General features: G+C 35.3%; 25 protein-coding genes and 1 pseudogene. 7 read left to right on the forward strand and 19 right to left on the reverse strand.

The genetic code is table 11. The features are described from left to right. Window positions 1-123 precede the first annotated feature (123 nt). The 14 genes from HFD15_RS12050 to HFD15_RS12110 form a co-directional block, all read right to left on the reverse strand. A complete protein-coding gene (locus tag HFD15_RS12050; protein ID WP_100273528.1) occupies window positions 124-576 on the reverse strand; it encodes an HIT family protein in 453 nt (150 codons plus the stop codon). 101 nt (window positions 577-677) lie between these two features. Continuing rightward, window positions 678-1,409 carry a replication protein gene (locus HFD15_RS12055; protein ID WP_100273527.1) on the reverse strand — a complete coding sequence of 244 codons (732 nt, stop codon included), beginning with the start codon at window positions 1,407-1,409 and terminating at the stop codon, window positions 678-680. 66 nt (window positions 1,410-1,475) lie between these two features. Continuing rightward, window positions 1,476-1,637 (reverse strand): hypothetical protein, encoded by a 162-nt coding sequence (locus HFD15_RS12060; protein WP_010892285.1) that lies wholly within the window; start codon window positions 1,635-1,637, stop codon window positions 1,476-1,478. Window positions 1,638-2,647: 1,010 nt separating this feature from the next. Then, complete coding sequence (locus HFD15_RS14415) at window positions 2,648-2,971, reverse strand: hypothetical protein (protein WP_014570315.1); 324 nt, start codon at window positions 2,969-2,971, stop codon at window positions 2,648-2,650. Window positions 2,972-3,223: 252 nt separating this feature from the next. Next, the gene (locus tag HFD15_RS12065; protein WP_003105478.1) at window positions 3,224-3,778 is read right to left on the reverse strand and encodes a recombinase family protein; all 555 of its coding nucleotides are present in this window, start codon (window positions 3,776-3,778) and stop codon (window positions 3,224-3,226) included. Window positions 3,779-3,964: 186 nt separating this feature from the next. After that, complete coding sequence (locus HFD15_RS12070) at window positions 3,965-4,165, reverse strand: hypothetical protein (RefSeq protein ID WP_152994150.1); 201 nt, start codon at window positions 4,163-4,165, stop codon at window positions 3,965-3,967. 75 nt (window positions 4,166-4,240) lie between these two features. Then, the gene (fetB, locus tag HFD15_RS12075; protein WP_031367153.1) at window positions 4,241-4,996 is read right to left on the reverse strand and encodes an iron export ABC transporter permease subunit FetB; all 756 of its coding nucleotides are present in this window, start codon (window positions 4,994-4,996) and stop codon (window positions 4,241-4,243) included. After that, window positions 4,993-5,643 (reverse strand): ATP-binding cassette domain-containing protein, encoded by a 651-nt coding sequence (locus HFD15_RS12080; protein ID WP_167595246.1) that lies wholly within the window; start codon window positions 5,641-5,643, stop codon window positions 4,993-4,995. The genes fetB and HFD15_RS12080 overlap by 4 nt, the downstream gene beginning before the upstream one ends. Continuing rightward, complete coding sequence (locus HFD15_RS12085; protein WP_010276787.1) at window positions 5,640-5,879, reverse strand: hypothetical protein; 240 nt, start codon at window positions 5,877-5,879, stop codon at window positions 5,640-5,642. The genes HFD15_RS12080 and HFD15_RS12085 overlap by 4 nt, the downstream gene beginning before the upstream one ends. A gap of 141 nt (window positions 5,880-6,020) precedes the next feature. Next, complete coding sequence (locus tag HFD15_RS12090) at window positions 6,021-6,632, reverse strand: hypothetical protein (RefSeq protein WP_238785366.1); 612 nt, start codon at window positions 6,630-6,632, stop codon at window positions 6,021-6,023. 39 nt (window positions 6,633-6,671) lie between these two features. Further along, window positions 6,672-7,868 (reverse strand): restriction endonuclease subunit S, encoded by a 1,197-nt coding sequence (locus HFD15_RS12095; protein ID WP_167593771.1) that lies wholly within the window; start codon window positions 7,866-7,868, stop codon window positions 6,672-6,674. Next, a complete protein-coding gene (locus HFD15_RS12100) occupies window positions 7,865-9,412 on the reverse strand; it encodes a type I restriction-modification system subunit M (protein ID WP_167593772.1) in 1,548 nt (515 codons plus the stop codon). Before HFD15_RS12100 ends, HFD15_RS12095 begins: the two co-directional genes overlap by 4 nt. A gap of 39 nt (window positions 9,413-9,451) precedes the next feature. Beyond that, complete coding sequence (locus HFD15_RS12105) at window positions 9,452-12,439, reverse strand: type I restriction endonuclease subunit R (RefSeq protein WP_167593773.1); 2,988 nt, start codon at window positions 12,437-12,439, stop codon at window positions 9,452-9,454. 227 nt (window positions 12,440-12,666) lie between these two features. After that, window positions 12,667-12,966, reverse strand: coding sequence for a hypothetical protein (locus tag HFD15_RS12110; RefSeq protein WP_167593769.1), 300 nt, complete (start codon window positions 12,964-12,966; stop codon window positions 12,667-12,669). A gap of 115 nt (window positions 12,967-13,081) precedes the next feature. Here HFD15_RS12110 and HFD15_RS12115 point away from each other — a divergent pair, with 115 nt between their 5' ends. Further along, a complete protein-coding gene (locus tag HFD15_RS12115) occupies window positions 13,082-14,548 on the forward strand; it encodes a Y-family DNA polymerase (protein ID WP_167593774.1) in 1,467 nt (488 codons plus the stop codon). After that, window positions 14,538-14,888: a hypothetical protein gene (locus HFD15_RS12120; RefSeq protein WP_167593775.1), complete on the forward strand. Its 351-nt coding sequence runs from the start codon at window positions 14,538-14,540 to the stop codon at window positions 14,886-14,888. Before HFD15_RS12115 ends, HFD15_RS12120 begins: the two co-directional genes overlap by 11 nt. A 29-nt stretch (window positions 14,889-14,917) precedes the next feature. On the opposite strand, the gene HFD15_RS12125 is transcribed toward HFD15_RS12120, so the two are convergent. The 5 genes from HFD15_RS12125 to HFD15_RS12145 all read right to left on the reverse strand — a co-directional run bounded on the left by HFD15_RS12125 (window position 14,918) and on the right by HFD15_RS12145 (window position 19,340). Beyond that, window positions 14,918-15,646: a ParB/RepB/Spo0J family partition protein gene (locus HFD15_RS12125; RefSeq protein WP_011915262.1), complete on the reverse strand. Its 729-nt coding sequence runs from the start codon at window positions 15,644-15,646 to the stop codon at window positions 14,918-14,920. Window positions 15,647-15,649: 3 nt separating this feature from the next. Beyond that, window positions 15,650-16,408 carry a ParA family protein gene (locus HFD15_RS12130; RefSeq protein ID WP_011915263.1) on the reverse strand — a complete coding sequence of 253 codons (759 nt, stop codon included), beginning with the start codon at window positions 16,406-16,408 and terminating at the stop codon, window positions 15,650-15,652. 9 nt (window positions 16,409-16,417) lie between these two features. Continuing rightward, window positions 16,418-16,651: a hypothetical protein gene (locus HFD15_RS12135; RefSeq protein WP_014573541.1), complete on the reverse strand. Its 234-nt coding sequence runs from the start codon at window positions 16,649-16,651 to the stop codon at window positions 16,418-16,420. A 512-nt stretch (window positions 16,652-17,163) separates the two neighbouring features. Next, complete coding sequence (locus HFD15_RS12140; protein ID WP_011915264.1) at window positions 17,164-18,516, reverse strand: replication initiation protein; 1,353 nt, start codon at window positions 18,514-18,516, stop codon at window positions 17,164-17,166. 539 nt (window positions 18,517-19,055) lie between these two features. Further along, complete coding sequence (locus tag HFD15_RS12145) at window positions 19,056-19,340, reverse strand: hypothetical protein (protein WP_104143575.1); 285 nt, start codon at window positions 19,338-19,340, stop codon at window positions 19,056-19,058. Window positions 19,341-19,360: 20 nt separating this feature from the next. Here HFD15_RS12145 and HFD15_RS12150 point away from each other — a divergent pair. From HFD15_RS12150 to HFD15_RS12170, 5 genes and pseudogenes are all read left to right on the forward strand, one after another. Beyond that, window positions 19,361-20,070, forward strand: a protein-coding gene (locus HFD15_RS12150) for an IS6 family transposase (protein WP_167595247.1) whose coding sequence is annotated in 2 segments (ribosomal slippage) — window positions 19,361-19,607 and window positions 19,607-20,070 — 711 coding nt in all. Because the reading frame shifts where the segments join, the coding sequence is not laid out codon by codon here. 55 nt (window positions 20,071-20,125) lie between these two features. Then, window positions 20,126-20,559, forward strand: a pseudogene (locus tag HFD15_RS12155) (tyrosine-type recombinase/integrase); the annotation flags it as partial. Between the two features lie 474 nt (window positions 20,560-21,033). Then, a complete protein-coding gene (locus HFD15_RS12160) occupies window positions 21,034-22,896 on the forward strand; it encodes a heavy metal translocating P-type ATPase (RefSeq protein ID WP_167593711.1) in 1,863 nt (620 codons plus the stop codon). Window positions 22,897-23,599: 703 nt separating this feature from the next. Beyond that, window positions 23,600-23,827 carry a heavy-metal-associated domain-containing protein gene (locus HFD15_RS12165; protein WP_012898751.1) on the forward strand — a complete coding sequence of 76 codons (228 nt, stop codon included), beginning with the start codon at window positions 23,600-23,602 and terminating at the stop codon, window positions 23,825-23,827. Window positions 23,828-23,875: 48 nt separating this feature from the next. After that, a complete protein-coding gene (locus HFD15_RS12170) occupies window positions 23,876-24,421 on the forward strand; it encodes a DNA-binding protein (protein WP_167593712.1) in 546 nt (181 codons plus the stop codon). The last annotated feature ends 35 nt before the right edge of the window (window positions 24,422-24,456 follow it).

The raw sequence follows: 24,456 nt of genomic DNA on the forward strand, positions 1-24,456 counted from the left end.
AAAAAAAGAGACGATTTTCTTCTTCCGAAATCGTCCCTCTTTTTTCTAAAACCATGGATGAACGAACAAAAAATCTCTCGTATTTTGTTTGTTCATCCACTAAAACTTTGCAACAGAACCCTCTTATTCATAATTCTTGTTCAAATATTCCAGAATGCTATTACGTATTTCATCATGCTTTATAGGGTTATAAGAGGTTTCTTTATTGTGCCAGTTGGAACTATCGTATAGCCATACAGGCATTTTTTTCCGTTCTTCACTTTCCCAATCATAACGTGGAAAAACATGGGCATGCAGAAAATTATCAGTATTTCCTAAAATGTCATAATTAACTCTAATAGGTGTACAACTATGAATAATAGCATCACCTAGAATACTCATGTCGGAAAGAAACTGTTCACGTTCCTCTAATGTTAAGACATTCAGATTGTTAACTTCCTTTTTGGGTAATAGCACACAGTAGCCAGGTAAAAATTGAACATCTCCAAAAACAGCATAGCCACCTTTTAATTCTTTTATCAACATTGGATTAGTCCCATTTATTGCAGATAAAATTCGATTCTCGTACCATTCCATGTAAATCACTCCTTTTTGACTTAGATAATTTTTCTTTTTAATTCTTCAGTATTTCTGGAATCTTCTTCTCGTTTTTTTGGAATTTATTTTATCAAGCAACGTTATTTGAATGCTTTAACAATATTTTGAGAAGCTTGTTTTATTTCCCCCGTTTCAGCATCAAGAACCTTTGCATAACTTGCTCTATATCCACACTGATAATTGCCCTCAAACCATAATCTAAAGGCGCTAGAGTTTGTTGAAACAATATCTTTTACATCATTCGTATTTAAAATTCCAAACTCCGCTCCCCTAAGGCGAATAAAAGCCATTAAATCTTTTGTATTTACCAAATTATAGTCATCCACTATATCTAAAAGTAAATTCTTCAATTCTCTTTTTTGGCTTTCATCAAGTGTTATATAGCGGTCAATATCAAAATCATTAATGTTCAAAATATCTTTTTTGTCGTATATATGTTTATTCTTAGCAATAGCGTCCTTTGATTCATGAGTCAAATATTCATATGAACCTTTTATATAATCAAGTATCTCAACATGAGCAACTGAACTATTCCCCAATTTTCGCTTAATCTTGTTCCTAACGCTTTCTATTGTTACAGGATTTCGTGCAATATATATAACGTGATAGTGTGGTTTTTTATAGTGCTTTCCATTTCGTATAACATCACTACTATTCCATGTATCTTTATCTTTTTTTTCGTCCATATCGTGTAAAGGACTGACAGCCATAGATACGCCCAAACTCTCTAATTTTTCTTTCCAATCATTAGGAATTGAGTCAGGATATAATAAAAATCCAAAATTTCTAGCTTTAGTATTTTTAATAGCCATGATATAATTACCTTATCAAAAACAAGTAGCGAAAACTCGTATCCTTCTAAAAACGCGAGCTTTCGCTTATTTTTTTTGTTCTGATTCCTTTCTTGCATATTCTTCTATAGCTAACGCCGCAACCGCAGATTTTGAAAAACCTTTTTGTTTCGCCATATCTGTTAATTTTTTATCTTGCTCTTTTGTCAGAGAAATCATAACTCTTTTTTTCGATTCTGAAATCACCATTTAAAAAACTCCAATCAAATAATTTTATAAAATTAGTGTATCACTTTGTAATCATAAAAACAACAATAAAGCTACTTAAATATAGATTTATAAAAAACGTTGGCGAAAACGTTGGCGATTCGTTGGCGATTGAAAAACCCCTTAAACCCTTGAGCCAGTTGGGATAGAGCGATTTTGGCACAAAAATTGGCACTCGGCACTTAATGGGGGGGTCGTAGTACGGAAGCAAAATTCGCTTCCTTTCCCCCCATTTTTTTCCAAATTCCAAATTTTTTTCAAAAATTTTCCAGCGCTACCGCTCGGCAAAATTGCAAGCAATTTTTAAAATCAAACCCATGAGGGAATTTCATTCCCTCAAACTCCCTTGAGCCTCCTCCAACCGAAATAGAAGGGCGCTGCGCTTATTATTTCATTCAGTCATCGGCTTTCATAATCTAACAGACAACATCTTCGCTGCAAAGCCACGCTACGCTCAAGGGCTTTTACGCTACGATAACGCCTGTTTTAACGATTATGCCGATAACTAAACGAAATAAACGCTAAAACCTCTCAGAAACGATTTTGAGACGTTTTAATAAAAAATCGATAAATTATATTGGCAAATTATAAAAATGCCGTAGAACGAAAAATAGAGCCCTTAAAAAGCAAATAAACTACGATAGCAACAAAAAACAAAACCAAAACCCAAAAGATGAAAAATAAATACAACAGCAAAAATAAATCATAGTTCGATTTTTCGAACAATGCGCACTTACACACCACTCTAAAAAGTGGTGTTAATTTGCTCAAAAAATAGGTATCAGAAATTGCTTTCAGCAATAATCAAAAAGAGAATAGTTCTAAGAATCCATGTTCTTCTCTTAAAGTTGGATAGCACGTATTAAAGTTGTGATACATATTTCGAACTTATAAATAGTTTTTTTAAAAATAAAATGCCTCAGCGCTCATTCCTCAATCGCCCTTTGTCATTGATTTTGTAATAAGGATTGCGCCCTATGCGGTTGCAATCCTCACAACAAAATAGACCATATAAAACCATAAATACTGCAAGCTATCACATTGTAATACAAAGCACTTCGTTCTTGTATTACAATGTGGCTTGAAAAGGGGGAAGTTTCACTTTCCCCTTTTATCCCCTTTGGATTGTGTCGATTTGCTTTACGCAAACGCCACCTACCCATTTTATAAAAATAAAATGGGCAAAAGATCTTTCTTTTTGTCATACAAAAAGAAGAAAAAAAGAGACGATTTTCTTCTTCCGAAATCGTCCCTCTTTTTTCTAAAACCATGGATGAACGAACAAAAAATCTCTCGTATTTTGTTTGTTCATCCACTAAAAATATGCGAACAGTATGGATTCATTCAATCCATCTTTGGTTCTATTATACCAAAAAAACATAAAAACAACCCCTATTACCTACCCGGTTCTGTTGCAAAGTTAAAAAAATTAAGAAGAAAGAATTGAGATAACTATTCAATTTATAAGCTATTAACTTTATTTTTTTCCAAAAAATAAATATATAAAAGTAGAATATTTAAAAACCAGCCAATAACTTAATCGTTGTGAGCTGGTCTTTTATTTTATTCTAAAACTTATTAATATATCTATAAATTGTAGTTCTTGAAACTCCCCAAGAATCCGCAATCGACTTAATCGGCGTACCACTTTCTACCAAGGTTTTAAGAAGCTTTACGTCTTGCTCCGAAAATTTCTCAGGTCTTCCTCCAAGTCGTCCTCTTGCACGTGCAGCTTCTCTACCAGCGGCAGAACGCTCCAAAATAAGATTTCGCTCAAATTCCGCAAAAGCCGCAAACAAATGAAACATCAATTGTCCAGTCGAACTTGATTTATCCATTGTAATATTTTCTTGCAAGCTATGGAAACTTACTCCTTTATCATTAAGTGAATTAACTATGCTAATTAAGTCCTCCATATTTCTTCCTAATCGATCTAACCGCCAAACAACAATTGTATCTCCAGAACGAGAAAATTCGATGGCGGATTTTAAACCAGGTCTTTCTTTTTTACTTCCTGACATATGGTCAGTAAATATTTTCTCACAGTTATATTTTTTGAGACTATCTTTTTGTAAATCCAAATTTTGAAGTCCAGTTGAAACTCGTGCGTATCCGATATTCATTTTTTTTTCCCTCCATTGATATTATTGTATCATAACTTAGAAATATGCGTATAAGTGAACATAGAATAAATTACGGGTTAATGAACAATAATTGTAAATGATCTTGCGAAATTTAATAGGAAAAGAAGAGTGTCCAGAAAATGACCATTTTCTGAACACTCAAATATTGAAAAAATATAGCTCATTTTATGTCTTATTATTTGATAGTGGTCCAATCGCCAGCATGGTTAAAAACGAATAGAAAAATAGCGAAAACCAAATACCGTTACCTAGGCGAACCTTATCGCGATGATAACGCCAACCAAAAATGGTTCCAAATATGAGTGGTACTAACCAGCCCCAGTAAAACATTGCTGGAACTGGAACCCAAACCGCTGCGTCATTCACATCAATACCCCCGCATTAAGTTTTATTTCAGCTTCCATCATAAAGGACTCCCCGCGGGACTGCAATCAGGAGTCATTACTTCAACTGTTTTTGTTCATTATAGAAATTACGGTAAGCTAAATAGCACGCAATGATTGACCCCAAACTAGTCGCTGATAAGAGCATGAACGTGACCATAATTTGATACCTAATGGCCCGTACTGGATCGACCCCTGCAAAGATCAAACCGGACATCATCCCTGGCAGACTGACTAGACCCACAGTCTTTGCCGAATCAATGGTTGGTGACATCCCCGTACGAATCGCCTCACGCACGATGGCAATCGAAGCATCAAGTAGACCAGCCCCTAACGCCAACCGTTCAAGCACACCTTGCCGCTGGTCATGAAACTGACTATTGAGGCTGCGATAAGCCAGCCCAATTGCGACCATTGAATTCGACGCAATCATACCAGAAATGGGAATCATTTGCGATGGCACAAACTTAATCGCACCAGATAGCACGAGGACGCCGAGTGTTACCCCCGTACTAACAAAAATGGCTAATAACGAAATGGCTAATGCATGGTCAATCCCCGGCCCCCGTTTTTTCGCATTCCAAGCCGCATTGAAGATAATGAAGCCCATCATCGCCAGCGTTAGCCACAAATTGTTGACTCGGAAAATATACTTTAGCAAGTAACCCACGATAAATAGTTGTACAACAGCCCGCACGACACCAATGACGATGTCCCTATCCAAGCCAAGTTTCTGCCACAAACTAATTCCTAACGCGACGAGCACTAACATTGCCGCCAAAAATAGCGACGTATTATTAACTGCTAAATTCATGCGTGTACCTCCAATCTGCCAGCAACCACTTTCGCTAATTGATCTGCCGCAGCAATCTCTGTCGCGTCATGAGTAATCATGATCGTTGTCACGTGATCCTGCTCATTTAACTGTCGTAACCAGGAGTGCACGATTTGCTTATTATTTTCATCCAAACCAGCTGTCACCTCATCTAATAACAACACTTTTGGTAAGAATAAGATGTTGCGAATCAGCGCGACTCGCTGCCGTTCACCACCGGAAAGCTCGATAATCGGCTGATGCAGGGTTCGTTCGGACAGCCCAACATTATTTAACGCCGTTACCACTCGTTGCGTATCCATGACTTGCTTACGAATTTGGTACGGGAAAGCTAAGTTATCTGCCACCGTCTCACCAAATAACGTCGGTTGTTGGAAACAATATGAGACTTGCCGCCGATACATGATTGGGTCATAACTTTCAATCGGCTGCCCATCAAAAATCAAGGTCCCACTTGTTTTAGAAATCATGGCCGCAATGATCCGTAATAACGTACTTTTCCCACCACCGGATGGTCCCGTCAATGTAATATGAGCCCCAGCTGGAATCTGCCAATCAACATCATGTAAAATATGTTGATCAGCGATTTGATAATTAACTTTTTCTAAACTAATCAATGAATTCATATGCCCACCCCCGATCGCACAATGATCGGCGCCGACAACAGCCGGATGAAAAAGTGCTCAGAAGTCAATAAATTGGACTTATCTGTTTGATGTATTAATACACGAACCTGTGTAGCCATTGGCAAAGCCATATGAATCATACCTGAGTCAAAGTGTTCCGTATAACTACGGAGGAGTTCTAATTGAACTTTTAATTTATCATTATTTTCCTTGATCGATCGTTTTTGTCTAGACATACGTTTTCTCCTATCTAGGGAGTATTATATCATTTTATAAAAAAAACAACCCCCGTTATCTAACTATTAGATAATGGGGGCTGTTTTAATAGTCTTTCCTAGGGGTCATTATATAATTATAGACCCTATATATTATTGAATCTATTTCGGAAAAACATGATAATATATTTTTATTTTTGATTTTTTATTGTAATTATCACCTTTCTTAAAATCATTGTCTCCGTTAATTGTTACCTCAGAAACATCCCCTGAATGAGCAAACAATCCAAATTTTAAATCTCTCACTTTTTCATATTTTATATTTTCAAAACCCATATCTTCAAATTTTGATTCTACGTTTTTATAATTTTCACCATGTAGTTTTTTTTCACCTATAGGTAATTCTATTTGACCAGGTCTATGAACGATCAAATAATTCGTAGTCATAACTAGAAAACCAATTAAAGGAATACTGAATAAAATAAGTAAACTGATAAATCCTACTTTATGATCTTCCTTTAGTTTTTTGAACTTCCAGAATTCTTTAATGTTTTCTTTTTCCTCTTCTAATCTGATACGCTCAATATCAGCCTCTAATTCGGCACCAATATCTGAATAATTAGCTTCATAGATATAAATCGATTGACAATAAGGGCAAACCAATTTTTGATTTTTAATGTGTGATACTATATCTAAATTTAATATTCCTCCACATTCTTTACAATGTACTTTTGATAATTTCATTACTAATTTTTCCCCATCATTAATTTTCAATCTTATTATTTTCTAAACAAATTGATACAAGGACTTCTCCTATACAAACATTTTTTGTAAGTAGCCTTTTTTCTGTTCTTTCAACAAATCTAACTTCCGTTGATGAAGAGCGATAATGTCATCTAACTGTTTGAAGAATGAACCTATTTTTTGTTGTTCTTGATAATCAGGCATTAATAGTTGAAATTTTCGAACGTTTTCCATACTTAGAGCTGGTTGTGAAGATGTAGCAATCAACGGTAAAATAATGCGATTATAAAAATTTGAGTCATTCATCATTTGACAAACAAAAATTGAACTAACATGATCTTGCAATCTAATTCTAGCGACGTTCGGGGCTAAATAATATTTATCATCTTCAGGTACAATTGCTAATTCACCAACAGTACCAACATATGTGAGTAGTATGTCGTTTTTGTATAGCTTACTTCTATTTAGTTTAGAGAAATCACTGTCATCAATATACTTAACATCATCTAATACTAGTTTTCCATTTTTAACGTTCAATCCCCTTAATGCAATAATTTTTCCTGATTCTTGGTATCTAACATATTTTGTGAATTCAAATCCAGCTAGTTTAGTAACATCTGAAATATCAGATAACTTACGCTCTTCCCAATCGTCAGCAAACCCCGCAAATCGCAATTCAGGAACTTTAGCCCCATTTTTAGGGAACATTTTTTGTAAGTATCCTTTTTTCTGTTCTTTCAACAAATCTAACTTATGTTGTTGAAGAGTGATTAGAGCATCTAAATTCTTAAAAAACGTTCCAATTTTGACTTGCTCGTCAATTGTTGGGACTGAAACTTTGAACTCTGAAAATTTTGAAATCCAATGACGTTCATGGCTTTGAGGAACATAATTGATATTTTTCAAAGTGTTATAAATGAAAGAGAAATCCTCGTTATCTGTCTTTAATCTCAATAATTTCATAGCAGAACTCTTGACCTTAAAAGGAAAATCAACATAATGTGATCCTGTCGTAAAGTCGTCAAAAATGATAACTGGTGCTTCACTACTTGCGTATTTAATACCGTCTGTTTCATTAGTATACCCAAGAACGAAACTTTGTCCAGCCGTTAAAACTGGCGTTTCAAAGTCATCATCATAAGCTGTTGACTTAACAATATACTTTGTTGGTTGCTCATATTTGAGTAAATCACCTAGTTTATATTCTTCCCAGTCATCCATAAATCCCGGAAACCGTAATTCTGGAGCCTTTAATCTTTCCTTCATTTCAACACTCCCAGTTCCTTAAAGTAGTTTGCTAAGGTTTGATTAGCTTTCGCAATCTCTGCGTCTACTTCATCTATTTGACCTTGAATCGCCCCTAAATCAATCGATTCTTCCTCTTCAAAGGTATCCACATAACGCGGAATATTTAGGTTGTAATCATTCTCAATGACTTCCTCAAGCGTTGCTAAGTGGCTATATTTATCAACCGTCTTGCGATGAATGACTGTTTCAGTGATCTTGTCAATATCTTCTGGGCGCAATTGCTTTTGATTCTTCATCTTTTCAAAGCCTTGACTGGCGTCCACAAAAAGAATATCCGAATTTGCTCGATTCTTTTTAAGAATTAACACACAAACAGGAATGCCTGTGTTCAAAAAGAGTTTATCTGGAAAACCAATTACCGCTTCAATTTGATGTTTATCAATCAAAGCTTTTCGAATCCGTCCTTCCGCAGCGCCTCTAAATAAGACCCCGTGTGGGAGGATAATGGCCACGCGGCCACTCTCTTTGGTATGGTACAAACAATGCAACAAGAAAGAATAGTCCGCTTTGGTTTTTGGCGCAATGCCATATTCACGAAAACGTGGGTCATCTTCTCGATCCTTATTATTCCAATGGGCAGAATAAGGAGGATTGGCCATCACTGCGTCAAACATTCGAGGCGTATCTTTCCCTTCAATGACTCCGTCAGGCCAATCGCTCTCCAATGTGTCCGCATGATGGATCTGAATATCATTGTATTCAATATTATGCATCATTAAATTCATTCGAGCCAATCGATAAGGCGTGGCATCTTTTTCTTGACCAAAGTATTTAATCGCTCCCCTTTGATTGGAATGTTTCATATGACTGGCGGTAGTAATTAAGAGAGAAGCTGAACCGACCGCTGGATCATAAATAGAAAAATTGTCTTCGTCGGCTTTACCAAAAGTCAAAATACGAGCCATGACCTCTGAAATTTCTTTGGGAGTATAGTATTGTCCCATGTCCGAGGCCAATACAGTCGCAAACTTTTCTAACAAGTATTCATAGATATCTGAAACGGTGTCCCCTCCTGTAGAGAGATCAAACTCAGGGGCAGAGAGTAACTCAATCATCGAGATCATCACACTTGCTCGAGCTTGCGCATTACTTCCTAAATCAGAACTATCAAAACGCATCCCATCAAAGATGCCTTCAAAATCATCTTTAGCTTCAAAAGCAATTTGCTGATTAAAATGGCCAAATGTATCTGAAATCATTGGAATGTTAAATCGTTCTTCATGAATGGCAGCTTCCCAATCTTTAAAAAATTCCTTAGGCTGGATGGCATAACCGAGCTTTTGTTTCATATAGTCTAAGGCTCTTACAGGATCTTGACCATAAACATTTTCCCAAGTGTCGCCTCGTAAAACTTCTCCCAGCCATTGTGTGGCCTTTTCTGATAAATATTTATAAAATAGTAAGCCAAAAATGTAGTCTTTATAGGCGGTTAAACCAATCTGTCCTCGGGTTTGATTTAAGAGGGCCCACATTTTATTTTTTTGTTCATTTGATAATGCCATTTTATTCGCTCCTTATTTTTTGCGAGTATTTTTAATTTTTTATAGTGAATTGAAGAAGCTCATTAATGCAGTCTCAAATTCTGAGGCTCCAAAAAAGCTTAAGTTTTCCTCTGCTTCAATTTCTGAAACAAGCGCTGATAATTGAGAATTGTCTACTAGGCTGTGACCTGGTAAGAAAAGATCAAAGGCTTGGACAATACGATTGCCATTGACTTTTTGATTGGCCGCCCATCGACGGATTTTTAACTCTTGTCGATCCGAGCGTTTGTGCTTTCTTTGATCTTCCAAGGTTGCTTTCGTAAAGTGTTCCTTAATTTCCCCAGATTCTATATCTACGATAATATCCTTGATCTCTTGTTGGCTCATTTCATCCAATGGGAGAATATGTTTTTCAATTGAAGCTTTGTTTTCAGGAGTTTTCTGATCCATGAAGAGGTTTAAGAGATCAACCAGCCAATCGTAGTCAATAATCTCATGGTCATATAAAGATAAGCCCACTCTAATTTCTGTGAGGTCTGGACGCTCCTCTTCGGGCAATTTTTCTCTAGCATCATTAAGTCTTGCTTGCAAAGCCCCAAACTCCTCAAAACTAGAAATATCAAGTCGAACTTTTTCACCATTGGATTCTCCTTGAGCATCTAATAGGTCAATTTCGCTCCCTAATTCATAGCCTTGTTGAACCAATTGTTGAATCTTATTTTGTGTTTCTAGCCCTAGCCTTACAAATTGTTTTAAATCTTTCTCACCACGAGGAATTTGACTAAAATCTTCTCCCGCAAAGGCTTTTAGTTCTTGAACAGCGGGTGTTAATTTTTGGATTTGATAACTTTGGGGTTCTGCCAGGATATGCTCGTCTTTTAAGGATTGGATATCTTCATTTTTTGAGTCTTCATCTGCTTCCTGAAGCGTATCATTCCCCCCTCGTGTATAAATCCGAAGGGCATTTTCTACAAAAGACTTCATTTGTTCGCCTTGACGATAGAACCGAACTTTTCCGTGAGGTTTGCTGTTTAAGTGAAACGTTCGATTGGTCCGGGACATCGCTTGGATTAACATCCCTTCTCTCAACTGTTTATCCATATAAATCATATTAATATATTTTGAGTCAAATCCTGTCAGAAGTTGGTCCGAGACAATCACTAGATCTAATCGGTCCTCATCTTTTCCTTGGTTATATGGTTTTTTACGAGCGAGCCGTTTAGTGATATCAATCATGTAGGCCCGTGCAGGATCTTGAGCATTTAAAAGACTAGGGACATTGAAGCAACTACTGTATTCTTTGATCGCTTTTTTTAAGGCTTCATTCTGTTCTTTTGTTCCAGGTTGATTAGATTCATCTCGAGAAAAAGTCATTGCTACCCTCAAATGAGGGGCTTTTTCTTTAAAAAGATTGTAGTAATGAACCACGGCTTGCTTTCCTGAAACAGCTAACATCGCCTGAAAAACATTCTTTTCTCGTTTGCCAGCGTTCAAAGCCCCACTTGACGTTTTGTCCCAGTGGTTTAAGATGTCTTGGACCACTTGTTCTCGATAAACATGACTTTGATAAACTTCTTTTTCATAATCTTTTTCGGAATATTTTTCGTCAAGTGCTTCAATTTCAATCGTGGGATTAAAGTAAGTGATATCAAACCCTAACACGTTTCCGTCTCCAATCGCATCCTTGATGGTATAAGTATGGAGTCTCTTCCCAAAAATATCATGGGTTGAAATGTCTCGAGTGGTTTGAACATCATTAATCTCATCACTATAAAAATTAGGAGTTCCCGTAAACCCAAACCAAGTCGTTTTTTGAAAGGCACCTTTAATAAGCTGAACCGATTCTCCATTGGCACTTCGATGTGCTTCATCCATAATAATGACGTTTCGATCGGTATTTTTTAGCCCATTTTTAACGGCTTTTGTTAAACCTTGGACAGAAATTAATAAAATCTGTGAAGCACCTTTATGGCTCAACTCTCGTTTTAACTCCCTACCATTTACTTTTTTAATTCTATTTTTAAATTGAATATAAGCAAAGTCTTTAAAGTTTTCTAGCGTTTGATCCACTAAGTCCACACGGTCAACAATAAATAAAACATTTTTTACTTTAGGAGCAGCCGCTAGTAGCTGGGCTACTTTAAAAGAGGTCACCGTTTTACCCGATCCAGTGGTATGCCAGATATAGCCCCCTTCCTTTTGAATGTAGTCGTTATGTTCCATTTCTTTCATACGCTGTAAAATCGCTCTTGTAGCTTGAATTTGATAACTTCTCATTACCATCAAATTACTATTGGAAGCATCTGGAATCATGTTCACGGTCACTAGTCGATGAAGCGCAGGGATTCCTAACACTTGATGGGCAAAGACAAACGCATCAGTGATATCTTTCTGTTGCTCATCTCGCCAACCAAAGACAAAAGTTTTGTTATAATTTTCAGGACGATTAGGACGGGCAAAATAGTTGGCAGAGTGTTGACTCATGATAAATTGAACTTGAACAAAAGCAAATAAGCCCTCATATATCCCTTCTGCGTGATACCCTTTTAATTGCTCAAAAGCGCCCCATTGGTTTTGTAAGTGTTCATCTTTTTCTTCAATATGCGCTACTGGGATTCCGTTGATAAGCAAGGCTAAATCAATAATTCTTTTGCTCGCTAGTCCATGAGGAAGCTCATCAAAAATCACTTGGCTGACCACCTCATAGCGTGAGCGACCACCAGCCACATCATCTTCGTAAAAAATCTCTACTTCTAAGTTGGAGCCGTCATCTCGTGTTATAGGAATAGAGCCGACACCCCCTGCCCCTACCAATAAAAGTTGAGCATCATAAGGCGTTTTAATCCTTTGAACTTCTTGCATCACTAAGCCAAATTCAACATCAGACAAAGGTTTGCCATTTAATTTATAAGCATTATTTTCATTAAGCACCTCACGCCAGTGTCCTTCTAAGACCTTAATAGGGACATAAGATAAATCTTTACGATAGGTCCATCCTTCTGCTTCTAATTTTTTGATCAAAGCAGCTTCAAATTTTGCTTCTGCCATTCTTTTCTCTTCCTCCCACTGTTACTTTATCTTCGTTATTCATATTTTATCAATTTATTATCATTATAGGAAAGATTTTATTGAGTCAGTAAAGAAAACTGAGCCCTAAGGGAGAATAAAGTCAATGAAAACATTAATTCATAGATTTTTTGCCAAAATATAAAAACACGTCTATTCCTAGAGGTGTTTTTATATTTTGGAAAAAAACGTGCCGAAGGACAAAGCGCTTATTTATTTTTTTCAATAGAGTCAAGAAGTAACATTCCCACAGTCAGAAAAAGCACTGATAATATAAACCCTAGGATTAAATTAAAAAAAGGAGCGCCAATATTTTCAAACTTTTTTAAAACAAAATCTGATAATTTGATTGAAATGAACCAAGCCAAAGCCTGTCCTCCAAAAGACATTTGATTCATTCTTTGATAGGCTCGCCTTAAGTATTTATCCATTATTTCTCCACGTTCTCTTTCAAATGATAATATGCTTAACTCTATTAAACCAAAAGCATAGGAAGGATGTTGAATCACTAAAGATTTTCCATACCAATAACATTTTATCAGTTTTATTGTTTTTTTTATTGTTTTTAACTCTAAAAAAAGATATAATATCAGTAAAACTGATATTTTTGATTTAGGAGGAACTATGGAACAATCAAAATTAAATCAATACTTTGACTACTCGCTTGAACCACGTCGTGCCATCCTCTTTCAAGATGTCAAGTCTAATTATGCTTCAATTGAATGCGTTCAGCGAAATTTAAATCCTCTGACAACTTCTCTTTGTGTCATGAGTCGAGCAGATCATTCTAAAGGGTTAACGCTTGCCTCTAGTCCAACCTTTAAAAAAGTTTTTGGTATGAAAAATGTCAGTCGTGCCAGCGATTTACCTTTTCTTATAGAAACACGAAAGTTCAATTATCCGCAATGGTATCGAACACATACAGACATTCATGGACAGCGAACTGAACCAACATTGCAATATGTCGCTTTTATTGAATCTTGGGCGAAACGCACGTGGATTGTTCCTCCACAAATGCAGCTCTATGTGGACTATAAAATTGAAGTGACAGATATACTGACCAATTATACGTCAATTGATGAGATTCACTCCTACTCGATTGATGAATCTTTTTTGGATATCACAGAATCATTGAACTTCTTCTACCCTGAGATTAAAAATCGTTATGAACAGATGAATCGAATTGCTTTAGACTTGCAACGTGAGATTCGAGATAAACTAGGACTATATGTGACTGTTGGGATGGGAGACAACCCCTTGCTTGCCAAACTTGCAATGGATAACTATGCCAAGCACAATGATAATATGAGAGCCCTAATCCGTTATGAAGATGTCCCTAATAAACTATGGACAATTCCTAAGATGACAGATTTCTGGGGAATTGGAAAGCGAACTGAGAAACGATTAAACAAACTTGGAATCACTTCTATCAAAGAGCTTGCGAATGCTGACCCACTTCTCCTTAAACAAAATTTGGGAACAATTGGACTTCAACATTTTTTCCACGCAAACGGAATTGATGAAAGCAACGTAAGAGAAAAATATACTCCAAAATCTACTAGCTTCAGCAATTCTCAAATTCTGCCACGTGACTATCATAAGCAAAGAGAAATTGAACTTGTGATTAAAGAAATGGCGGAGAACTTAGCGATAAGATTGAGAAAGGGCGGAAAACTAGCAAGCAATCTTTCACTTTATGCAGGTGCTGCTTCTACTTCTGAATATTCTTCTGTTAAGGTTTCTCGCAATATTGAAGCAACGCAAAACACAAAAGAATTGCAAGACCTCGCAATCTCCTTATTTCGTGAAAAGTACCAGGGGGGAGCGATAAGACAAATAGGAATAAGCGGAAATCAACTCTCTGATAGTTCTGTTAAACAACTCTCTTTATTTGAAAGTGTTGAAGAAAATCATTCAAACGAAAAGCAAGAATCACTCCAAAAAGCTATTGACGAGATTAGAGAAACATTCGATTTCCTATCGATACAAAAGGCAAGTAGTTTGTCCGAGGGGTCACGTATCATTTATCGGAACAAACTCATTGGAGGTCATGCAGCAAGTCAAGAGAGGGAGGAAAAAGATGTCAGTTGACCGTTCATATAGCCCCTATGAAGTCATCCGTGCTTACCACGATAGAGGGATGATGAAATGGGGAGCATTTGCGACAGGAGAACTCACGAAGGCTCAAAATTCTTTTGAAAAAGAAAAAAAAGAGGATAAGGTAATTCAAACATTACCACATCATCTAGTGCTTCATCTTCTTAATCAGTCTTTTTCAAATCAAGTCCAAATCAAAGTTAAATATCAATCAAAAGATAAATTGACTGAAATTTATGGTTTTGTATCAGAATTTATCAATAATCAAGTAAGAGTTAAATCAACGGATAAAATCTATCTTATATCCATTGAACAGATTATAAATATTTCCTAAATAAAAAGGGGCTAAATTTAGCCCCCTTTTTATTTCATCAACAACTCAATCAATTTTTTCTTGATTTCTTGTTCTTCTTCCGTTCCCTCAAACTCTAATTTTTCTAATTGAGTTTCAATTTTCTTTAACTGCGTGATTGGCTTTTTAGCGGTTTTCTTTTGGGGGCTAATCTTTGCCCCCTCTTCTTCTCCACCTTGTTCTTTAGCTTTTCTAATCAGTTTTTGAGCGGTATAATGACTGATACCAAATCTTTCGGCAATTAAGTCCCTAGTCTTTCCTTTAACAGGTTTTCCGTTGATTTGTACCCCTTGTTTTTTGGCTTTATCTAAAATATCCATATAGTCATCAATGATGGCTATTTTTTCTTCTTCTGGCATTTTTAAGAGCGAGCGAGTTTGTAGGTTAGTTTCATGCAACTTTAGTCTTGTTACAAGCTCGTCCTCGTCTTCATCAACTTTCTTAGCGAGAACTTCGTAATCTTCAGGGAGTCTATTTTCACTAATTAGTTTTTTAATAGCATTAAATCGTCTATGCCCTGCAATCAATTCATAGCTATATTTATCACGTTGTTTAACAAGAACGGGTTGTAATAAGCCTAACTCGTCTATGCTATCAGCTAACTTATCAATGTCAACTAAATCATAGTTGTTATTCTCATTTTCCTTTATCTCCTCAATAGGAATATTTTTTGTATTTGTTTTTTTTCGCTTGTGTTCGTCCTTGTTCATAAGGTCTGTAAATCCGAAACTATTACTCATTTTTTAACCCCTTTTTACTATTTCATCTATAAGATTTAAATAATCATCTTTTACTTTAGAACTTTTAGAACTATCAATTAATACCTCATTCTTTAAAGCACTTTCTGTAACTGGCTTAGCTTGATGTCGTATTGTTGTTTCAAATCTATTCCCAGATATTTCTTGAATAAATTGTTTATCAATATTATTTCTGTTGACCATTGTGTAAAGTACGGTCACCTCTGTATCTAACTCATAATCATCAATAATTTGATTGATGTTCTTTAAAGTCGTTCTATAACCTTCAAGTGCAAATTTATCAATTTTTATTGGGATGATAATTTCATCACTCGCAATAATAATATTGAGAGTAATTAGATTAATTGTTGGAGCACAATCAATAATACAATAATCATATTTAGAATCTAGTTTCTTTAAAACTTTTTTTACAATGTTTGATGAATTACGATTGAATGAATTTCTTACTTTCAATTCACTTTCAGCAACTGCTAAACTTGAACCAATCATGTCCAAATTCTCACTTACGTTATAAACATACTGGTCAACATCATCTAGTTTTTCATCAACTATCAGTTCTGCAAAATCTTTATAATCCTCTTTCGAGCGTTCATCTTCAAGAAAAATACTCGTTGCATTAGCTTGCATATCTGTATCAATCAACAGAGTTTTGAACCCTCTATTTGCTAAACCTTTTGCTATATTTCCACCTGTTGTTGTTTTAGCAACTCCGCCTTTTAAGTTTAATAGACTTATTGTTTTCATATTTTCTCTCTATTCTTTATTTATATTTTCATGAGTCTTTGCGAAATGATAAAGTCCCTCTAACGTTTCAAATTTAGTGTTACCCAATGTCGTTTTTTTATTTCTTAGGTTTGAAATCGTCATCCTAGAAACTTTTATTCCAATTTTTTCGAGTTCTTTCTCAATATACCAACCAGAAAAATTTTCGTCATCATCGAGTAGTCTCTGTACCACGTTTTTAATTTCATCTGTTACTTTTTCCATATCAACCTTTCTTCACAAATATACGATACTTTCGAAAACTATATTTTTATAATTCATTATTTCATTCTCAGCCCTCTCACATTTTGTGGTAAACATTCTTACTTTTTCTCTGTCCAAAGGTTTGAAGCAAGAAGTTGTTTTATTTTTACTATACATCTATTGTATCGTAAATTTATATTTACGTCAAGGGTTTTTACGGTTTTTCTTAAATTTTTTATATAAAAATAAAGGGGGCTAAATTTAGCCCCCTTTATCAATTAAGAATCAAGTTTAATTCCCTCATTTTTTTTGGAGGGAAATTTTGTCGAATATTGATAAGAACAATTAATTTTGATATACTTACTTATATCAAACCTCTCTGGTTTGTGGTAGCTTTTTGCTCTTTCTCTGTCCAAACGGTTGAGAGTAAAAAGTTTTTTTAGAGGAAAAGTTCATTCATATATTCGTTCCAAAAAAAGGGGCTAAATTTAGCCCCTTTTTTTCATACTTAATATTGAAGGTAAATATTTAGTTTATTTACTATCCCAAGGACCATTCATTGGTACATAGAAATCAGACGAACTATCAAAAACTAATTTATGTATATTTTGAGCCTTATACGTTGTTAGAAATGCTCTGTATTCTGAAAATTTATTTCCAAAAACAACACTCGGTCTAAAATTATTAATCATTTGATTGCTGTCTAGCTTCCAATCGATTGCTTTCATCTCAGCCACTTGTAACAATTCATCTATCGCTACACCACTTTCAAGCAATTTATGAATTGGTTGAAGAAGTTGTATATCATCTAGTTCAAATTGAATATCATAATAATTTGGTAAATGTTTAATTATTCCGTTTTCATCTAAATTAAAATTTACTTTTGATAAGTAATTAAAGTATTCTAATACCATTCTTGCTTCGTTTATAAATGGACTAGCTGTACCAGGAGAAGAAGTACGAGAATTCATAGATATATGATTGCTGCCTGATAAATCAGCATTAAATGGCGTATATGTAAATTCAATAGACTGTATTCTTCGTCCAGAAGTGTGATAAATATAATCTAAATTTTTAACAATTTGAGTTCCTTCAGGAGTAGTTAATTCTGATATTTCTTTAACCGCAGTTTCTAAATATTTTTTACGATTTTTTCTGAGGTCAAATACCTCTTTGGTGTTAAAGGAGTCTTCCTGAGTCTTCAATATTTTAAGTATTTTTTTATCAAAATCATCAATTCTCATTTTTGTACCTTTTGGAAAACTCCTAAACTCGCTTATAAAGCGGTAAACACGTTTGGAGTACTTAGATGGCAGACTATTGTTGATTCCTCTGTTATATTGTAAGTGTTTAACCGTTCTCCAATCTTTGGAATTGATTAAGTCATAAACATATAGCGGTTTATCAATCACATGCCCTTTTGCATCAACTTGTTCTGAACTAATTTGAGCATTAGAAATTGTGAGTTTTACTTCTTTTTTAGTACCATCAAAATCAATTACACTGAAAATATTTATTGTTTTCCATGATTTGGGAGTGCCATCATCATTTGTTTCTCTTACTTGATAGTATGAGAAATTTTTCAATGCCTCGTTTAAATCATACATTATTTTTTGTAGCCGTTTACCATTGTAGAGCGATTTCACACCATTTTTACGTGTTACCCACAATCCACCTAATTCCGCTAATTCCTGATAAGAAAATGTTACTGGTTCACTCCCGTTATAACGGTCTCTCAGCTCTCCAAGTATAGCATAAGTAATATTTTCACTTGCAGCATTTATATCTTCAGTAGAGAACATCTCAGGCAATTGACGGCTGTATTTGATATCTTTTCTAAATTTATCTTCACTATCAAGTTCATCAAGTAAATCGTAACTTTGCATTTTAACCCCTCTTTCAGTATCAAGATAAAATAATATCTGATTTAATCGTAAAAATTGTGTATTTTTCTTTCACTATATAAAAGAAAGATAGAAAAACTTATATAAAATACAACATTTTTACGTCATAACCTTTGTTTTTATTAATATACACTATTTTTTTATTCTTGTCTAGTAATAATACAACATTTTTACGATTTACAGCAACATTTTTACGTCACAAGCAACATTTTTACGGTCATATACAACATTTTTACGTCATAGGTACACAATTTTTACTCCCTAATACGCAATTTTTACGACATATGTACAACATTTTTACTCCCCAGTACAACATTTTTACTCCTCAGTACAACATTTTTACTCCTCAGTACAACATTTTTACGATATTAATAGCTATAAACCGTATGGTTAAGCCTTAAAATTGCCCCTTAATTGTAACTGTAACTATAACTTTATATATATAACTATAATTCTTATTCTATAATAAAATAACTAACGAATTTTCAAAAAAAAATAAAAGGAGCTAAAGCTCCAAATTTTTAAATAAAAAAATCTCTTTCAATTGGAGTAAATGCAGCAACTACTTTTCCTATAATTCTTGGATTATCATCCCAATATAATTTTATATCTGGAAATTTTCTTTCTCCATTTTGATCCTCTTCTATATTTAAAGACTGTAAAAGAAGTCCATCTTCCTCTACAGTGACACCTTTTATAAAAGCATTTCCTATAGAAACATTATCTACTGCACAAACTTGACCATCATAATCAGGAGAACTTTGATATTTTATAAGCGCTGTTGGTTCTGTTGCAAAGTTTTCCAAAAAATCTATTTTAGTGTAAAATTGAGAAAAAAGACAGAGAGGACAGAGTAACGAATCATTTTAAAGGGAAACAATTCAAAAAAGACGTCATTATTGTCGCTATTGGTTACTACCTTCGTTACAATCTAAGCTATCGTGAAGTTCAGGAATTGTTATATGATCGTGGAATAAATGTTTGTCATACTACGATTTATCGTTGGGTACAAGAGTACAGCAAAGTCCTCTATTATCTTTGGAAGAAGAAAAATAGACAATCCTTCTATTCATGAAAATGGACGAAACCTATATCAAAATTAAGGGACATTGGCATTATCTTTATCATGCAATTGATGCGGACGGCTTAACCTTAGATATTTGGTTACGAAAGAAACGGGATACGCAAGCAGCCTATGCTTTCTTAAAAAGACTCCATAAACAGTTTGGTGAGCCGAAAGCAATTGTGACCGATAAAGCACCTTCTCTTGGCTCCGCCTTTAGAAAGTTACAGAGTGTGGGTTTATATACTAAGACAGAGCACCGGACAGTCAAGTATCTCAATAACTTAATTGAGCAAGATCATAGACCTGTTAAACGTCGAAATAAACTTTATCAAAGTCTTCGTACTGCATCAACTACGATTAAGGGCATAGAAGCATTGAGAGGCATATACAAAAAGAACCGAAGAAATGGAACGCTCTTCGGCTTTTCGGTATCTACTGAAATCAAGGTATTAATGGGAATAACAGCCTAAGATATTTGGAGTTCAGAGAGGGCACGTTTGATTTTCAAACTTCGCAACAGAACCAAAAAAATCAGATGTCTTTAACCTCGATGGTTCTGTCAAGAGCACAGCTTTTATTCATGATAAAAAACAGGAAAAGCGAATACGTTATATTTGAAACCAGTACAACAAGATTTGTTGATTTATCATGATTGGCTGGTCCAACAAAATATTAATTCTGAATGGTTGTTTCCTTCAACTTCTCGTCTGGATCGTCATATTACTGAGGAACAGTTTTATAAGATTATGGCACACGTTGGTGATCTTTTAAATATTAACTATCTAGGAACACATACCATGCGTAAAACAGGCGCTTATCGTGTTTATATGCAATCCAATTACAACATTGGTTTAGTTATGCATTTATTGAAGCATCCCAGTGAAGCTATGACCCTCACTTATCTCGGGATAGATCAAGCGAGTCGTGAAACCAAGCTCGATCAAATTGATTTTGGGTAATGGATGTTTAGAACTTAGTAGTCGTCTTTGAACGGCTACTTTTTTGTTGTTGCCAAATATAACTTCTGATATACAATTTTTAGCAATTACACGATCCATTTATCGAATCCTCCGGACTTCTTCAACCACACTGAAAGGGGGGAATACTCTTCGGCTTCTCGGTATCTACAGAAATAAAGGTATGTTAGTGACTGCAATTTGTAGTTTCCTAAATAAGCTTGCTTACATTTGTCATCTTGTTGATTAAAAAATCACCAAAAATAAGAACCGTCTCAACTTTGGCTAGTTAACGGTTCTTGAACTAAATACGACCACCGACTTTTACTCGGCTATATTGGACTTGTTTGCAGCAAGTCATTTTCCCTTATTATATGACTTTTTTCAATCGTTTTATTTTCTTGATAGTTATCAATTTTTATCTGTAAGGGTAGCGCTATACTGGTATCATAAAGAAAATTAAAGGAAGTAGAAAATATGGCAAAAATAACACTGAACTTTCAAAAACGACTTCAACAACACAGTAATCACTTGGTTATCCTCTCAGCCATTCTCATTGTACTCGGATACCTTGGTAAATATGGTGTAAATCAAATATGGATTTGGAATTCGACAATGATTATTGCAAGTATTATCGGTTTTATACCTGTTGCAATTCATGCCTATCAAGCAATCAAAGTGAAACAAATTTCGATTGACCTGCTAGTTTCTATTGCAGTTATCGGTGCTTTGTTCATCGGTGAATATGAAGAATCAGCAATTGTCACTTTTCTCTTCGCTTTCGGTGGATTTTTGGAGAAAAAAACGCTTGAAAAAACGCGATCAAGTATCAAAGAACTCACGAATATGGCACCCAGCACAGCCCTATCTGCTGATGGAGAAGAAATGGGCATCGATGAAGTTGAAATTGGCGACAAACTCTTAGTAAAAACCGGACGTCAAATTCCTGTTGATGGTCGTATTTACCAAGGATCTGGCTATGTCAACGAAGCCAGTATCACAGGTGAATCACGTGAAATCAGAAAGGAAGCTGGTACCAAAGTTTTTGCAGGTTCTATCTTAGAAAACGGTACAATTTACGTAGAAGCAGAAAAAGTCGGCGAAGATACAACCTTTGGTAAAATTATTGAGCTTGTCGAAGAAGCCCAAGATACCAAATCTCCTGCTGAGAAATTCATCGATCGCTTTGCTAAGTATTACACGCCAACGGTACTTGTTATTGCAGCTATTACTTGGGTTTTTAGTCATAATCTAGAACTAGCCATCACGATTCTCGTACTTGGTTGCCCTGGTGCCCTCGTGATTGGTGCACCTGTTTCAAATGTTGCAGGAATCGGGAATGGTGCAAAAAGAGGCGTCCTTATCAAGGGAGGTGATGTTATGAATACCTTCAGTCACATTGATACGCTTCTGTTTGATAAGACGGGTACTCTGACGAAAGGCAATACAGAAGTTGTTGTTGTCAAAAATTATGGTGCTTCAAAAGAATTGATTGATGCAGTTGCTTCAGCAGAAAATGAATCTGATCACCCATTAGCAACGGCAGTTGTACGCATGATCGGAAAATTCAATCCTATCAAATTTAAAAAAACAGACGTTGTTAAAGGACAGGGAATCATCGCAGACGACCTATTGATTGGTAATGAAAAAATGATGGTGGTTAATCATATTACGATTTCTCCCGAGCAGAAACAGGACATCACAGAAATCACTGATTCAGGTGCATCAGTTGTTTTGGTCGCAGCTGATAACAGATTGCAACTAATTTATGGTATTGCGGACGAAATACGTTCTGGTGTCAAAGAATCCCTCGAAGAACTACGCCACGAAGGTATTTCTCGTATGATTATGCTGACTGGAGACAACGAGACAACAGCTAAAGCAGTCGCCGCCCAACTCGGGATCGATGAAGTACGTGCCAATCTCATGCCTGAAGAAAAAGCTGAAGTTGTCAAATCACTCAAAAACTCTGGTAAAAAAATTGCTTTTATCGGTGATGGTGTCAACGATTCTCCTAGTTTGGCACTTGCTAATATAGGTATTGCAATGGGTTCTGGTACTGATACTGCGATTGAAACGTCCGATATCGTGCTAATGAAATCCAGTTTTGACGAACTTGTCCATGCATATGGTTTGAGTAAACGCACGGTTGCCAACATGACACAAAATATTGTGATTGCGATTGTAGTTGTGCTCTTTTTACTGGCTGGTCTAATTCTTGGAGGTACAGGATTAGTACCTAGTTTTGTCAACATGGGCACAGGTATGTTCGTCCACGAAGCTAGTATCCTCATCGTTATTGTCAATGGCATGCGACTGATTAGGTATCGAGAGAAATAGAAGAATGGAAACAAACCAAAATTTATGCGGTTTGTTTTCTTTTTTTTGAGAGGAATTAATTTTTTGGTATCAATAAATTTTATAATAACTTTATCAAAAATAATTTGATAAAATCATCGAGACATTTTCGATGGCTTCTAGAATCTTTACAATTAAAGTTTTCCTTGCTAATAGGGACGTTCAATACGAGATTGAATTTGAGGTCGGGAAGTAGACTATCGCAGGCAATGTAGCAAGTTAGGGATTTGAACTTATTTAAAAGCTTTGATACCTATCTCAATATAACTTTTTTATAAAAATAGATAGGAAGTTCCAAATGACAATTATTTAAAAAGGAAACACACACATTTGCTAGACAGGAGGATTGTCAGGTAGGAGGGGACATAGCGTTTTCAGAACACTTCAAACATCTTATGTACGATGGATGTTTTAAAAAAATCACTAATGGTTTTGCTCTTTTAAATCTCATACAGGCAAAATTAGGGATTGATCTAAACAGCGTACTGCTGACTATCTCGGCAGACTCTAACTGGTGCTGATTGCGCTCCTCATAGAAGGTTATTCAGCGTTAAAAAAGAGACTCGAGAAACTTTATTATTTTGTAGATAAAAAAATAAAATTGATATTCTTGATAGATATCAATTTTTTGCTAGTACTAACGAGTTATAATTAATTTATAAAGAAAGAGAAAGAGGTGAATCTTATGTCAAAAGTAATTATGAAACTCAATGAATTGAGCTGCCCATCTTGCATGGCAAAAATCGAAGGAGCAATGACTACAACTAAGGGTGTAGCAAATGCAAAAGTGCTTTTCAATGCATCAAAAGTTAAAGCAGAATTTGACGAAAATGTTGTCAGTGCTGATGAACTTATCAGCAAGGTTGAGAAACTTGGATATCCTGTTTTGAGTAGCAAAGTAACTGTTGTGTGATTTCTACCAGTAAAGACAGCACTATAAATTGAATAAAGGAAAAAATTGATGACTAAATTAACGATTGATGAAAAATATGCTAAAGAACTTGATAAAGCAGAGGTTGACCACCACAAGCCTACGGCTGCTGCGATGCTAGGACATGTCTTATCCAATTTGTTCATTGAAAATGTACGACTGACTCAAGCAGGAATATACGCGAAAAGCCCAGTTAAGTGTGAGTATTTACGTGAAATTGCAAAAAAAGAAGATGAATATTTCTTTAAAATTTCGGATTTACTTCTTGACGAAAATGAGATTGTACCAAGTACAACTGAAGAATTTTTAAAGTATCACAAGTTCATTACTGAGGATCCGAAAGCCAAATATTGGACTGATGAAGCTCTACTTGAAAGCTTCATTGCAGATTTTCAAGCACAAAATATGTTCATTACGCGAGCAATTAAGCTAGCAAATAAAGAAGAAAAATTTGCTTTGGCGGCTGTTGTAGTCGAACTTTACGGCTACAATCTTCAAGTTATTCGTCACTTGGCAGGTGATTTGGGTAAAGCTGTTGCTGATTTTCATGACGAAGATGAAGATAATGACAATTAATTTTTACGAAACTGTAGGCTTTAATTGAATGAGGC

It is taken from the genome of Lactococcus sp. EKM203L (assembly GCF_011800585.1).
Taxonomy (GTDB): domain Bacteria; phylum Bacillota; class Bacilli; order Lactobacillales; family Streptococcaceae; genus Lactococcus; species Lactococcus lactis.